We start from the raw sequence: 14,266 nt of genomic DNA, 5'->3' as shown, positions 1-14,266 counted from the left end.
CGATGGCACGCAACCGGAGGCGGCGCCTGGGGGCCTGGCTGCTGGCCTTGCTCGTACTGGCCGTCGTACTGGCCCTGTACGAGGCCGACCGGACCGGGGTGAGCGAGCCCTCGGCCGGGTCCTGTCCGGACAGCGCCCTCCAGTGCCCCGGCACCAGCCCTGCCCCAGGGCCCACGCCCACGCCCACGCCATCCGCGGACCCGTCCGCGACCGGCAGCCCGAGTCCGTCCGCCACCGCGGCCCCGTCCTCCTCCGCCACCCCCTCGCCCGGGACCGGCGGGGCGCCCACCACCGGCCCCTGCTCCTCGCCCGGCGCCTGCGGATTCCCAGACCCCCACACCACCGGCCCGCGGATCGCGCTGGAGCGGCACGACACGGGGAACATGTCCGTCAAGACCGACGGCACGGTCATCAAGGGCTGGGACATCCGCGGTTCGCTGGACGTCTACGCCAACGACGTCACGATCATCGACAGCCGGATCACCTCCACGAACTGGTGGGGGATCAACCTCCGCCCCGGCTACAGCGGCCTGCGGGTCCTGCACACCACCATCACCGCCGTACCCGGCAAGGGCCCCGACAACGGCGGCGTCGACTACGCGGTCTCCAATATGGGCGGCAGCTCGATCGAGGTCGGCTGGTGCGACATCTCCGTGTTCGGCAACGCCCTCTCGATGGGCCAGGGCGAACTGCACGACAACTACGTGCACGACATCGTCGCCTTCCGCAACCAGGGCGGCGAGTGGCAGCACACCGACGCCGTCATCAGCGGCGGCGGCAACAAGGGCCGCCTCACCATCCGCCACAACACCCTGCTGAACCCCGTCCCCGTGGAGCAGGGCGCCAGCGCGGCCATCGGGCTCTTCGCGGACACGGGCAGCGTCTCCTCCGTGGTCGTGGACGGCAACTGGCTGGCCGGCGGGGCGTACGCCCTCTACGGCGGCGGGCCCGGCGCCACCGGCATCCAGGTCACGGACAACGTGTTCTCCGCCCAGTACCACCCCAACGGCGGTGCCTACGGGCTGGTCGCCGCCTGGAACGCGGGCGGCGCCGGAAACGTGTGGCACGGCAACCACACGGCCGACGGCCGGCCCGTCGTTCCCGAGCCCACCTCCTGAACACCGTGCCCCCTGACGATCGAGAGGACATCATGCACCGCATCGCCAGGGCCCCCTGGGAGCTGCTCAAGCGGGCCTTCGGCTGGCTGGTGCTCTTCGAGGCCAGGAACAAGGTCCTGCTCGCCCCGTCCGCCGTGCGGCTGCGCCGTTTCGAGGACGCCGAGGCCACCCGGCTCGCCGCCGTCCTGGGCAGCCCGCCGGCCGCGCTCGTGGCCACCGTGATCGCCACCCACCGGCGCCCCGAGGCGCTGCGCGCGGCGGTCCGCTCGGCCCTGGACCAGACCGTCCACGACCAGGTGGTCATCGTCGTCGACGACGGCGCCGGACTCCCCGAACTCCCTTCGGACCCAAGGCTGTTCGCCGTGTCCCTGGCCCGCAACACGGCCACGGCCGGAGTCGTGCGCAACGTGGGCATACGGCTGACCCGCTCGCGGTACGTGGCCTTCCTGGACGACGACAACCTGTGGGAGCCCGACCACCTGGAGCAGGCCCTCGCGGTGCTGGAGCCGTCCGGCGGGCCCGACGCCGTGTACACCGCGCTGCGCCGGGTGCTGCCCGACGGCACCGAACGGGACGTGCTGTCCGTCCCGTTCGACCGGCGCCGCGCCGCCCGCGAGGCGTTCCTCGACACCAACGCCTTCGTGGCGCGTCGTACCCGGTCCCTGTACTTCAGCCGGCTGCGGCGCACGCCCGAGGTGCTGCCGCGCGAGGACTGGGAGCTCGTACGCCGCTACGCGCGCCGCCACGAGGTTCGCCACGTGCCCCGGCCCACCGTCCGCTACCTGGTCAACCCGGCGAGCTTCTACACCGCCTGGGACGGGCAGGCGCCCACCGGGTGATCCGGCGGCCGCCTCAGGGCCCGGGCGTGGCGTGCAGCGCGGACGGGCTGGCCAGGGCCCGCGCCGCCGCCCTGTTCGCCGGCCGGCCGAGCGCCGCCCGCGAGGTCTCGCGCAGCAGGACGGCCCCGCGGAAGGCTGCGGTGGCCGCCGCCCCGTGCCGACGGCTGTAGAGCCGTACGCGGTTGAGGGTCAGCAGCGTCCACAGGCGCGGCGACACCTGCGAGTCCCCGCCGAGGTGGACGGCCGAGGCCGCGGGCTCGAGCCGGGTCGCGAAGCCGCGGTCCCCGGCGCGCAGGCAGTACTCGGTCTCCTCCGAGTACAGGAAGAACGACTCGTCCCAGGCCCCGCAGGCGTCCAGGCACGGGCGGGAGAGGGCCATCAGCGCACCGGTCGCCCAGTCGGCGACGGTCGCCCGCCCGTACGCGGACGGATCGGTGACCAGCTCGCTCCACCGCGGGAAGCGCCCGGCCCGGCGGTTGCCGATCACCGCCTCGCCCAGGGCCCGCGTCACCTGCGATTCGCGGCGCAGGGAGTGCTGGAGCGTGCCGTCCTCCTCGTACAGCAGCGGGACGGTGATTCCGACCCGGCGTCCGCCGGACAGCGGGGCGTCGAGCGCGTCGACGAGGAGCCTGGCGCAGCCCTGCCGCATCCGGATGTCGGGATTGCACACGAGGGCGGCGTCGAAGCCGCCCTCCCACGCGGCGGCGGCCTCCAGGGCGGCGTTCACCCCGGCCGCGTACCCGGCGTTGCGGCCGGTCTGGACGATCGTCGCGTCCGGGGCCAGCGACCGGACGAGCTCGACGGTGCCGTCGGCCGAGTCGTTGTCGGCGACGACCAGGCGCCAGTCGAGCCCGGCCATGCCCTCCGGCAGGGAGGCCAGGAACTCGGGCAGCACCCGGGCGCTGTTCCAGGTGACGACGAGGACGGCTATGGGACCGGCTGCGCGAGATCCGGCCGGGTGGCGGCGGGAGGGCATGGGAACTCCACGGTTCGGGGCTTCGGCGCGCTGCGCCGGATGAAGCCGAGGTAACTGCCTCCGGCGGCGATCGTCAGGAAGAACATCCCGGCGAACATCGGGAAGCTGAGGGCGTCGAAGGTGGCGCTGCTGACCAGGGCGACGAGGGCCGAGGCGAAGAACGCCTGGCCGAGCTCCCGGTCGGACTCGTCGGCGGCGAGGCGGCGGATGGCTCCGCCCTGGTGGATGCCGGTGAAGAAGAGCGCCAGGAGGGCGAGGAGGCCCAGCAGGCCCATCTCGGCCAGGGTCAGCATGTACTGGTTGTCCGTGAAGAAGTAGAGGTCCGGCGTGAAGGTTCCCAGGCCCCGCCCGAACAGCGGGCGTTCCTCCAAGTAGGGGACGATCGCGCTGTACTTGACGGTACGGGCCTGGGTGCTGCTGTCGGAGTTCGACAGGAAGGACCCGAAGAGCGTGGTGATCGTGCCGATCAGCCCGGGGACGAGGACCTTGAAGCAGGCCACCGAGCCCAGCAGGAGGCCGATCGCGCTCCAGCGCCGCTGCGGCTTCCAGCGCGGCACCATCACCAGCACGACGATGAGCGCGCCGATGATGGAGGTGCGTGACACGGTCAGCGGCAGTGCGCCGCCCATCAGGGCCACCGGACCCCAGCGCCGCCGGCGGCTGAGGTGGCTGCGGACCGGGTCGAAGGCCTGCTGTACGGCGAAAGGCAGCAGCAGGGCGAGCATGCCGCCGAACTCCAGCGGCTGCGCGGTGGTGGAGCGCGGCCTGGTGAACGCCCCGCGGTCCAGGGTGGTGATCTGGGCGACGCTCGAGTGGAGGCCTGGGATGCTGATGTGTTCGGCGATGTTCGTCGCGGTGAAGAAGTCGTAGTAGCCGATGGCGGCGACCACCGATCCCATCACCACGGCCCGCCGCAGCAGGACGTCGAGGCGGGCCCGGTCCTGGATGCCGGCGGAGACCAGCACGACGATCGACACCCAGACGAGCAGCCCGATCAGGCCGCGGTCCGCCCCGAGCACCTCCTTGTGCGAGCTGCCGCGGGCGGCGTTCGCGAGGTACGAGGCCAGCACCGAGACGGCCAGCAGCCACATCACGACCCGGGGCAGCCGGGTGCCCGCGGCCGACCGGATCCGGCCGGTCAGCCAGGTCGCGAGGTACCAGAACAGGCCGAGGAGCGCGAACACGTTGGCCGGGGTGCCCACGCCGCCCATGCCCGGCAGGGTCAGGTTCGAGGGGATGAAGAAGGCCAGCCCCAGGTAGCCGCTGAGTAGGGCGGCGGCGTCCGGCTGCCGGCCCCGCAGCCTTCTGCGGACGCGCTTGCGGGGTGCGCCGGCCGCGGCGGCGGCCTCGCGCCTGCGGCGGCGGGCCACCAGCAGAGTCTCCGTCACGAAGGAAAGCGTGAAGCCGGCGGTGACGGACGCGATGACGACGCCCAGCACCTGCTGGTAGCGGCTCTTGAGCTGGGGTTTGGGGGTCTGCGGCAGCACCACCGGAGCCGTCTGCACGAAGTACGCGGGCTGCACCTTGGCCGCCGCCTGGAGCGCGTTGAGCTGCTCGCCGGCGAAGGTGGTGAGCGTACTGGTCTCCTTGAGCACCTTCGCCCGGTCGGTACCCGTGACGGTCAGGGTGAGCATCGGGCCCGAGGTGTTCGCGGCGAAGCCGACCGTGTACGGGTCGGTCACGCCGAGGCCGTGCAGATCGCGCGCGGCGTCCGCCCCGGACAGGGTCCTGATCAGCACGTCCGCGGTCACGACGAGGGAACCGCCCGCGTTCGAGATGGGGTTGCCGAAGGCTGGGGCCAGTTCGGCCACCGCCGTGGAGTCGAGCAGCGCCACCGAGCTCTGCGACTGGTACGCCACGGGCACCGACCGGTACAGGTGCAGCCCCGCGAGGAGTCCGATCAGCGTGAGGGGCACCATCACGTACCAGCGGCGCCGCAGCACGGCGGCTATTTCACCGATGCTCACGAACACTCCCTTGCGCCTGCCGGAACCGATGGCGGGCCGACCCGCGTCCTGGGAAGATCGAACGCGACGGAAGGAATCCTGTGTCGCCTGGTGAGTTGTTCCGCACGCTTCGCCGCCGCTGGTACGTCCTGCTCCTGGTGGCGGTGCTCGCGGGCGCCGGGGCCCTGCAGGTGCTCCGCCCCACCGTGACCTATGTGAGCTCGGGGATCGTCGTGCTCAAGCCGCCGGTGACCGGCAGCCAGCCGAACCAGCTCGCCAATCTCCAGCCGCCGCTCGCCGCCGTGTCGTACGCGGCGGTCCAGCAGCTGGAATCCCCCGCCGGGGCGGCCGAGTTGCGTGCCGCGGGCGTGACGGGCACGTACCGGCTGATCCCGCGGAACAGCGGCACCAGCGTCACGCCCCGCTATCTGATCCCCTCGCTCCAGGTGCAGACGGAGCACGCGGAACCCGCCGCGGCCAACCTGGCCGTGCTCAAGGTCGTCGAGGCCTATACGAAGCGCCTCGCGGACATGCAGGCCGAGCAGCAGATCCCGGAGCCGGCGCGGATGAGCGTGACGCTCCTCGTCCCGCCGACGGCGGTGGCGCAGACCGGGACCAAGAGCCGCGGGCTGGCCGGGACGGTGCTGCTGGCCGGGGTCTGCGCCGTGGCCGCCGCCCTGTGGACCGATCAGGTCGTGACGCGCCGGAACCGGCGCCGGCGCGAACGCGCCGACACCGGTCCGGAGAACGCGGCCGAGCCCGAGGCCGAAAGCCGGGTGCCCGCGGCCGCGGCGGCCCGCTGAGGAAGCGGGCCGCCGGGCCGGTGGTGCCCCGAGCACGGGGCGGTGGTGCAGTTGGTGCTGTCGGTACTGCTGGTTCATCAAATCCCTCGGCGTTTCCAGGACTGCCACCAGAGCCACTCGCGCCCCCGGTCGGCGACGGCCGAGAGCACCAGCGGCTGGAGGTACGGCATCACACGGGCCCCGATCCGCCGTCGCCGGCGCAGCGCCCGGTACTCGGCGAGCGAGGTGTACTCCGGCAGGCACTCGGCGGCGAAGGCCTCCAGTTCCTCGACCGGAACCACCCCGGTGCGTCCCCGGTCGTACGCGCGGTAGGCGCGCCGCAGCGCGTACCGGGCGAGCCGGGACCGCGCCAGGGCCGCCAGCCGGCCGGACTCCGGGAGCAGCCCGGAGCACTTCTCCAGGACCGAGTCGAAGGCGACGAGGCGCTGGCGCAGGTCGTCGAGCTGTCCGCCGAAGTCCGTGGTGGACATGTTGTTGCCGTGGACGCGGTAGAAGGCCTGGTCGGCCCCGCGGACGTAGCCCACGTCGGCGTGCGCCGCGAGCCGCATCCACATCTCGATGTCGCCGGCGTGCGGGAGGTCCGGGTCGTAGCCCCCGACCTTCCGCTGGAGGCTGGTGCGGACGACCACCTCGGGCGAGGTGATGCACCCGGTGCCCTCCCGGAAGCGCCGCTCCAGCCACCACCGTCCGGGGTAGACCACCGAACCGGTGCTCCGGGTGCGGGCCGCGGGCAGCGGTCCGCCGTGCCGGAACCTGAGCGGCCTGCCGTAGGCGAAGCCGGCTTCGGGGTGGGCGTCGAGCAGCGCCGCGGCGCGTACCAGGGCACCGGGGACCAGCCGGTCGTCGGCGGAGAGCAGGGCGACGTAGTCCCCGTCGGCCCACTCCAGCAGGCCCTCGTTGTAGGTGGCGATGTGGCCTTGGTTGCGCTCGTGGACCCGGACCTCGATGCGGGGGTCGGCGGCCGCAAGCGCCCGCGCGACCTCCGCCGAGTCGTCCGGCGAGGCGTCGTCGATGATCAGGACGCGTACGTCGACTCCCGGCTGCTCGTCCAGGACGCTCTTGACGCAGTCGGCCAGGAAGTGGCCGTACTTGTAGCAGGGGATCACCACGCTGACGGTGCTCACTGGCCGGACACCTCCGTGGAGCCGTCCGTCGCGAGGCCGGCCGGCGCCGTGGTGGTGAACACCGGGCCGACCCAGTAGTTCACCGAGCCGAAGGTGTTGGTCGGGTAGGCGGTGGAAGCACCGTACTTGTAGAGGCCGTTGGCGCCGCCGCTGCCGTCGGCCGGGGCGACCAGCGGGTAGGAGCGGTGCGCGGCCGTGAAGTAGCCGCCGTCCACTGAGTACTTGCCGTTCGGTGCGTGGTAGGAGGCCACATAGCTGGTGCCCGCGGTAATGGGAACCGGCGTGGCGAAGTGGAGCTGCTGCCAGCCGGACAGCGTTTCGCTGCCGAAGGTGCCGGTCGCGAGGAGCGTCCCGTCTGCCGACCACAGGCTGCCGGTGTGCGTGCCGGTGTTCCCGGGGCCCTTGTAGAAGGTGATGCCGGTGACGTATCCGCTGACCGCGGACTGGAAGCGGGTGCCCAGTTCGACGGAGTTGGTGTCGTCGCCGACGTTGGCGGTGCTCGGCTCGGCGGTGGGACCCCACAGGGTGCAGGGGCAGTTCACGGTGGGCGGGCTCGCACTGGTGGTGAAGGTCCAGGTGACGGGCGCCATCATGGTGTTGCCCCACAGGTCGGCGGCCTGCACCGACGCCGTGTACGTGGCGTTCAGCACCAGCTCCGTGGACGGGGTGAAGGTGGCGCTGTTGGAGGCGCTGAGGACCTTGCTGCCCGGGACGGCGGCGCCGCCCGGGTCCTTCAGGGTGAAGGCGAGGGTGTCGGCGTCGATGCCCTCGCTGAAGGTGGCCTTCACCGCTGCCGTGATCGCGGTGCCGGTCGCCGCGGACTGCGGCGTGATCGAGGTGACGGTGGGCGGTGTCGTGCTCGCGGTGGAGGTGTCCAGGACCGCGTCGACCCAGTAGTTGCTGCCGGACGAGGCCGTGGAGGGGAGCCCGCCCGTGGCGCTGTAGCGGTACACGCCGTTGCCTCCGTCGGTACCGCTGCGCAGCGCGGTCAGCGGGGCCAGCCCCGCGTCGGCGGTGGCGAAGGTGTTGTCGAAGGAGTATCCGCCGTTGGGGGCGAAGTAGGAGGCGATGTACGTGGTGTTCGCCTTGACCGGGACCGGCGAGGAGAAGTTCAGCTGTTGCCAGCCGGACGCCGTCTCGTTGGTGAAGGTACCGGTGGCCAGGCGCTGGCCCGTGCTGCTCCACAGGCTGCCGGTGTGGGTTCCGGTGTTGGCCGGGGACTTGTAGAAGCGGACGCCGGTGATCGAGCCGGGTGCCGAGGAGCGGATCTTCACGCCGAGTTCGACGGCGCTGCCGTCGCCGGCGTTGACGGTGCCCGGTACGGCCGCGGCCGGCCAGACGGTGCAGGGGCACTGCTGGGGTCCCACGGTCAGCGGCACGGTGGTGGTGGCGCCGATGTTGACGCTGTCGTCCACCGCGCGGACCTTGATCTGCACGGGTCCGGGCGTGGTCGGGGTCCACTTGTAGCTCCAGGACCCGATGCCGGTGGTCGCCTTCCAGGTGGTCCCGCCGTCGGTGGAGACCTCCACCCTGGCCACGACGCCGCCGCCGCTGTCGGTCGCGGTGCCCGTGATGGTCACCGGCCGCAGCGCGGGCACCGTGGCGTTGGGCGCCGGGCTGGCCACCGTGATGGCCGGGCCCGTGGTGTCCGTGGAGGCGGTCGCCGCGATGAGGTTGCTCTGCAGGGACTTGGGCTGGACGCCCATGTCGGCGAAGACGTTCACCGTGGCCTGCTGCATCCGCTTGTCCTCGGTGACCACCGCGTCGTCGGGGTTGCCCGTCGGCATGTTGGTCAGGCCCCAGGACCACTGCACGGTGCCCGCGCCGAAGACCAGGGCGTGCGAGGTCTGGTCGCGGAAGGCGACCAGGCTGTGCGTGGCGGTGCCGTTCCCGTACGTGTTGCCGTAGTCGAGGCGGAGTTTGCCGTCGTTGATGTCCACCGTGGTGGACGACAGCTGGATCTGGCCGGGCGGCCGCGCCGCGTCCTCCGTGTCGCTGTCCCACTCGTAGCCGAGCGTGCCGGCCGGGAACGTGGCGGTCTGGGAGGGGGTCAGGCTCGCGACGGTGGTGTTCCGCCACAGCCGCATCTTGGCGAACGCGCCGGGGACGGTGAGTGCGTCGCTGCGGTAGCCGTTCACGCTGAACAGCGAGCCGGTCAGCTGGTTCTGCGGCTGGTAGGGCCGTCCGTTCGTGGAGCTGGCCGGGTCCATGAAGGTGCCGGTCCAGATTCCGCTCGGGTCGGGGATGCCGTTGGGCTGGGGGAAGGAGAGCTTGGTCTCCTTGTAGCAGACCAGTGTCCGGTTGGCCGTGGCCGCGCCGTCGATGCTGGGCGCGAGCCGGGTCTTCCAGAAGACCTCGTTGCCGCTGAAGTACGTCTGGTGGAGCCCGGCGCGGCGGGCGTTCAGCGCGTTGGTGAACTGGTCCTGGGTCCAGTACTCGTCGTGGCCCGAGGACATGAAGACCTTGTGGTTCCGGAGCTGCGTCGCGCCGCGGGTCGACATGTCGATTCCGGACATATAGCTCACGTCGTACCCGTTGCGCTCCAGCCAGGAGATCATCTGGTACTCGGACCCGTAGATCCCGTTCTCCCCGCCGATGTCCATCGGCCGGTTGTAGCTGACCTCGTACGCCCGGCCGTCCGGCGCGGGTCCCCCGCCGTCGTACAGGTCCTGGCCGCCGTAGTTGTTGTACGCCTGCCAGGTCTGGTCGCTGGTCTGCACGACGATGTCGGAGTGGCTGGAGTCGTTGCGGACGACGAACGGGTAGGGCATCACCCCGTTGCCGTCCGCCTGGTCGAGGTTGGCGATGTACAGGCCAGACACGGCGTCGGCCGGTACGGTCCACGTCGCGGTCACGGGCCAGTTGCCGCAGTCGACCAGGCCGGTGGCGGCCTTGGTGGTGCAGCTGTGCGGGTTGCCGCCCGGCAGGAAGTTCGCCGGGTAGGTCTGGGCCGCCTGCGCCGCGGTCGACATCAGGCGGGCCCCGTCACCCCCGTAGTGGCCCAGCCGGTAGACCGACACCCGGTACGGGGTCGGCGACTGGACCTTGAACTGCACCGTTTCGCCCGCCTGGACGCTCATCTGGGCGCTGAAGCCCTTGATGTCGCCGTAGGCGCTGGGCGCGAACCAGTCGGACATCGGCGTGCCCGGCTTGGAGTTCTCGCACACGATGGCGTTCGTGCCGGGACCGCAGGGGTCCGCCGCACCAGCCACCGAGGACGGAGGTAAGACCGTGGCCATCAGGGCCGCGACCACGGTGAAGAGGCCGTACCGGAGCAACCTTGTCCGTCTGTTCATCTGTACCTCATTTTTGTACGTCGGCGCGGCGCAGGGCGTCAGCGCAGCGCGTCGGTGAGCGCGTCCACGACCCGCTGCTGTTGGGCGGCGGTGATCTGCGGGAAGAGCGGGAGGGAGAGCATCCGGTCCGCGGCCTGCTCGGCGTGGGGGAAGTCCCCGCGGCCGTGTCCGAGGTGGCCGAAGGCCGGGGTGAGGTGGACCGGGGCCGGGTAGTGCACGCCGGCGCCGATACCCTCCGCGTTGAGCTTGCCGACGACCGCGCCGCGGTCCGCACCGCTGACCCGGACGACGTACAGGTGCCACACGTGGACGTTGCCGTCCGCGGTGACCGGCAGGGTCAGGCGTCCGGCGGCCGCCAGGCCGCCCAGCAGATCGTCGTAGCGGGCGGCGGCTGCGCGGCGGGCCGCGTTGCCGTCGGCGAGGCGGGCCAGCTTGGCCCGCAGGACCACGGCCTGCAGCCCGTCCAGCCTGCTGTTGAACCCGGCCACGTCGTGCCGGTACTTGGCGATGCCGCCGTGGTTGGCGAGGGCCCGTACGAGGTCGGCCTTCTCCTCGTCGTCGGTGACCACCGCGCCCGCGTCGCCGTACGCGCCCAGATTCTTGCCCGGGTAGAAGCTGGTCGCGGCGATCCCGCCGCCGCCCGGGGAGCGGCCGTTGCGGGTGGCACCCTGGCTCTGCGCGGCGTCCTCGACGACCTTGGCGTACGAGGGCAGTTGCGCGGCCAGCTCCGCCGCGGGGGCGCACTGGCCGTACAGGTGGACCGGGACCACGGCGCGCGTGGCCTTGCCGACCGCGTCCAGCGCGGCCTGCGGGTCCATCAGCAGGGTGTCGGGGAGGCAGTCCACCAGGACCGGACGAGCGCCGATCCGGGCGACGGCGCCGGCGGTGGCGATGAACGTGTTGGCGGGCAGCACCACCTCGTCTCCGACGCCCACCCCGCTTGCGCGCAGGGCGAGTTCCAGCGCGTCGGTGCCGTTGGCCACGCCGACGCAGTGGCCGACCCCGGCGAAGGCGGCGTACTCGCGCTCGAAGGCGCGGACCTCCTCACCGCCGATGAAGGCGGTGTCGGCCAGCACCCGGTCGAATCCTGCGCGTAATTCCTGCGCGACCTCGGCGTGCGCCGCCTTCAGGTCCACGAGCGGTATCTGGTTCATCCGACTGTGCTCCCCCTTCGCGTTTCCGGCCTCATGCGTGTCTCGGGCCTCATCCGTGTCTCCGGCCCCAGGCCGGTCTCCTCGCCGTCGGCCCGCAGCTCGTCGAGCGCCGGGCCTCCCGCCTCGCGCAGCCGGCGGGCCGGGCTTCCGGCCCACACCTCGCCGGGCGGCACATCGGCCAGGACCGTGCTTCCCATACCGGTCAGCGACCAGGCGCCGACCGTGATGTTCTCCCGTACGAGGGCGCCCGCGCCCACGTACGCCCCCCGCCCCAGCCGGACCCCGCCGCCGAGGCGGACCCCGGAGGCGAGCGTCGCGAAGTCCCCGACCGTGTCGTCGTGGGTGAGCACCGCGTGCGGCATCACCGCCACGTGCGCGCCCACGCGTACGGCCGCGGTCAGCACGCAGTGGGCGAGCAGCACCGAGCCCGCGCCGAGCACCGAGGACTCCGAGACGGCGGCCGTGGGGTGGACCACGGTCGCGTACCGGCTCTCGGACAGCGCCAGGCGCCGCACCAGGCGGGCCCGTACCGCGTGGTCGCGCGGACTGCCCACGCAGACCACGACCCGGGCGTCCCGGCGCTGGTGCACCAGCTCGCTGCCGCCCAGCACCGGCACGCCGTCGACGTCCCGGCCGTGCAGGGCCGGGTCGTCGTCCAGGTGCCCGGCGAGCCGCCACCGCGGGGCGCGGCCGCGCTCCCGGTCGGCGGCGACCGCGTCCCGTACGGCCTGGGCGGTCTCCCGGGCGAATCCGCCCGCGCCGACGATGAGGAGCGCCTGGGTGATCGGGCCGGTTGGGGCGGTCATCCGCCGGCCTGTTCGCGCAGCACCGCCACCACCCGGTCCTGCTGGTCCTCCGTCATGGTGTGGAACAGCGGCAGGATCAGCGAGTCGCGGCTGATCCGCTCGGTCACCGGCAGCGGCGCCGCATCGTGCCCGGCGTACGCCGGTTCCAGGTGCGAGGCCGTGATCCCGCGCCGGGCCGAGACCCCGGCCCCGGCCAGCACCGCGAGCAGCTCGTCCCGGCCGACCGGGAAGTCCTCGGCCAGCAGCACCCAGTACGACTGGAAGTTGCCCTCGCCGTGCCCGGGGTCCCGGACCGGGCGCAGGCCGGGGATTCTGGCGAGCAACTTCCCATACCGGGCGCCCAGTTCACGGCGGCGGGCCACGATCGCGTCCAGCTTGCCGAGCTGCACCAGGCCGACCGCGGCCTGGATGTCGGTCATCCGGTAGTTGTAGCCGACCTCCAGATAGCTCTCGGCGATCGGCTTGCTGCTGGCGTGCCGCTGCGCCGCGGACACGCTCATGCCGTGTTCGCGCAGCCGGCGCAGCCGCTCCGCCCACTGGGCGTCGTCCGTGGTCACCATGCCGCCCTCGCCGGTGGTGATCACCTTGCGGGGGTGGAAGGACCATGCGGCGAGGAGTGCGCCGTGGCCGACCGACTTGCCGCCCACGGTCGCGCCGATGCCGCAGGCGGCGTCCTCCACGAGCGGGATGCCCCAGTCGGCGCAGGCCGCGCGCAGGGCGTGCACGTCGGCCGGCACCCCGCCCTGGTGAACGGCGAGCACTGCCCTGGTCCGCGGGGTGCGTACGGCGTCCACGGTGGCGGGGGTCAGGTTGCCCGTGGCCTCCTCGACGTCCGCGAACACCGGGTGGGCGCCCACGTAGCGCACCGCGTTGGCGGTGGCGATGAAGGACAGCGAGGGCACGACCACCTCGTCGCCCGGCCCTAGTTCCAGCGCGATCAGCGCCAGGTGCAGGGCGGTGGTGCACGAGCTCACGGCGATGCCGTGCTCCGCGCCCACCCGCTCGGCGAAGGCCCGCTCGAACTCGGCGACCCGGGGGCCCTGGGCGACCCAGCCGGAGAGCACGGCGTCGGCGGCGGCCTGCGCCTCCTCCTCGCCGAGCCAGGGGACCATGACGGGGATGCGGGCGGGGGCCGGGTCCTGGGCGCTCATCGGCCGGCCTCCCCGGCCGCCGGCTGCGCGGCCGCGTCCGCCGCGCGTTCGGCCCGCCACCAGTCCACCAGGTCCCGCAGCCCGCGGCGCATGTCGATCTCGGCGGTGAAGCCGAGGCGCCCCGAGGCCTGCGAGGTGTCCGCGAGGCGCCGGGTGACCCCGTTCACGGCGCGGGCCGGTCCGTGCTCCGGGACCATCCCCTCCGCGCCCATGGCCTCCAGCAGCCCGAGGGCCAGGTCGCGCAGGCTGGTCTCGGACCCGCTCGCGACGTTGAACACCTCGTCGGTCAGGTCCGATTCGGCGGCCAGCAGGTTGGCCCGCGCTATGTCCCTGACGTCGGCGAAGTCCATGGTCTGGGTGCCGTCGCCGAGGATCAGCGGCGGCTCGCCCGCGGTGATCCGCTCCATCCAGCGGATCAGTACCTCGGTGTACAGCCCGTGGATGTCCATCCGGGGCCCGTACACGTTGAAGTAGCGCAGCGCGATGTAGTCCAGCCCGTACATGGCGTGGAAGCTGCGCAGCACCCCCTCGTTGAAGGCCTTCGCCGCCCCGTAGAAGGTGTCGTTGTTGTACGGGTGGTGGCGCTCGGTGGTCGGGAAGGCCTCCGCCAGCCCGTACACCGAGGCCGACGACGAGGCGATCACCTTGCCCACCCCGGCGGCGACCGCGGCCTCCAGCACGTTGAACGTGCCGTCGACCAGCACCTCGTTCGCCAGCCGCGGCTCCTCCGCGCACTGGGTGATCCGGATGGCGGCCAGGTGGAACACCAGGTCGGCGCCCTCGGTCGCCTTGCGTACGGTGGTCGTGTCACGGATGTCGCCGTCGACGACCTCCACCACGCCGCTCTGCAGGGCGCGGGCCAGGTTGGCGGTGCGCCCCCGCACGAAGTTGTCGAGCACCACGATCTCGCGCGCCCCGTTGTCCACCAGCAGGTCGACCACGTGCGAGCCGATCGTGCCCGCCCCGCCGGTGACCAGAATCCTCTTGCCTCGTACGCTGCTCAACGCCCTGCCCCTACTGAGTCGGTCATCGTGTTTCCTGCTGCGCCCGCCG

General features: G+C 72.5%; 11 protein-coding genes. 3 read left to right on the top strand and 8 right to left on the bottom strand.

The genetic code is table 11. From position 1 onward, the window contains the following. Positions 1 to 2: 2 nt before the first annotated feature. Together AB0M76_RS28155 and AB0M76_RS28150 are read left to right on the top strand one after the other, a co-directional pair. Entirely contained in the window at positions 3 to 1,118 is a 1,116-nt protein-coding gene (locus AB0M76_RS28155) for a hypothetical protein (RefSeq protein ID WP_365955523.1), read from the top strand. Positions 1,119 to 1,150: 32 nt separating this feature from the next. After that, positions 1,151 to 1,957: a glycosyltransferase family A protein gene (locus AB0M76_RS28150; protein WP_365955522.1), complete on the top strand. Its 807-nt coding sequence runs from the start codon at positions 1,151 to 1,153 to the stop codon at positions 1,955 to 1,957. A 13-nt stretch (positions 1,958 to 1,970) separates the two neighbouring features. Here the strand turns inward: AB0M76_RS28150 and AB0M76_RS28145 are convergent, their stop codons facing one another. Further along, entirely contained in the window at positions 1,971 to 2,933 is a 963-nt protein-coding gene (locus AB0M76_RS28145) for a glycosyltransferase family 2 protein (protein WP_365955521.1), read from the bottom strand. Next, entirely contained in the window at positions 2,885 to 4,900 is a 2,016-nt protein-coding gene (locus AB0M76_RS28140) for an O-antigen ligase family protein (protein WP_365955520.1), read from the bottom strand. The genes AB0M76_RS28145 and AB0M76_RS28140 overlap by 49 nt, the downstream gene beginning before the upstream one ends. 95 nt (positions 4,901 to 4,995) lie before the next feature. Here AB0M76_RS28140 and AB0M76_RS28135 point away from each other — a divergent pair, with 95 nt between their 5' ends. Then, the gene (locus AB0M76_RS28135; protein ID WP_365955519.1) at positions 4,996 to 5,682 is read left to right on the top strand and encodes a hypothetical protein; all 687 of its coding nucleotides are present in this window, start codon (positions 4,996 to 4,998) and stop codon (positions 5,680 to 5,682) included. Between the two features lie 77 nt (positions 5,683 to 5,759). On the opposite strand, the gene AB0M76_RS28130 is transcribed toward AB0M76_RS28135, so the two are convergent. The 6 genes from AB0M76_RS28130 to AB0M76_RS28105 are packed head-to-tail and all read right to left on the bottom strand — an operon-like array spanning position 5,760 to position 14,217. Further along, the gene (locus AB0M76_RS28130) at positions 5,760 to 6,806 is read right to left on the bottom strand and encodes a glycosyltransferase (RefSeq protein WP_365955518.1); all 1,047 of its coding nucleotides are present in this window, start codon (positions 6,804 to 6,806) and stop codon (positions 5,760 to 5,762) included. Beyond that, entirely contained in the window at positions 6,803 to 10,102 is a 3,300-nt protein-coding gene (locus AB0M76_RS28125; protein ID WP_365955517.1) for a DUF4082 domain-containing protein, read from the bottom strand. The genes AB0M76_RS28130 and AB0M76_RS28125 overlap by 4 nt, the downstream gene beginning before the upstream one ends. Before the next feature lie 38 nt (positions 10,103 to 10,140). Beyond that, entirely contained in the window at positions 10,141 to 11,256 is a 1,116-nt protein-coding gene (locus AB0M76_RS28120) for a DegT/DnrJ/EryC1/StrS family aminotransferase (protein WP_365955516.1), read from the bottom strand. Then, positions 11,253 to 12,062 carry an acetyltransferase gene (locus AB0M76_RS28115; protein WP_365955515.1) on the bottom strand — a complete coding sequence of 270 codons (810 nt, stop codon included), beginning with the start codon at positions 12,060 to 12,062 and terminating at the stop codon, positions 11,253 to 11,255. The genes AB0M76_RS28120 and AB0M76_RS28115 overlap by 4 nt, the downstream gene beginning before the upstream one ends. Further along, positions 12,059 to 13,213: a DegT/DnrJ/EryC1/StrS family aminotransferase gene (locus tag AB0M76_RS28110; protein WP_365955514.1), complete on the bottom strand. Its 1,155-nt coding sequence runs from the start codon at positions 13,211 to 13,213 to the stop codon at positions 12,059 to 12,061. The genes AB0M76_RS28115 and AB0M76_RS28110 overlap by 4 nt, the downstream gene beginning before the upstream one ends. Then, positions 13,210 to 14,217: an NAD-dependent epimerase/dehydratase family protein gene (locus AB0M76_RS28105; protein ID WP_267001816.1), complete on the bottom strand. Its 1,008-nt coding sequence runs from the start codon at positions 14,215 to 14,217 to the stop codon at positions 13,210 to 13,212. Before AB0M76_RS28105 ends, AB0M76_RS28110 begins: the two co-directional genes overlap by 4 nt. Positions 14,218 to 14,266: the final 49 nt, after the last annotated feature.

Source organism: Streptomyces sp. NPDC051364, from assembly GCF_040682115.1.
Lineage (GTDB): Bacteria > Actinomycetota > Actinomycetes > Streptomycetales > Streptomycetaceae > Streptomyces.
The sequence above is the reverse complement of the archived record's forward strand: the minus strand, read 5'-3'. Positions and strand labels throughout refer to the sequence as shown.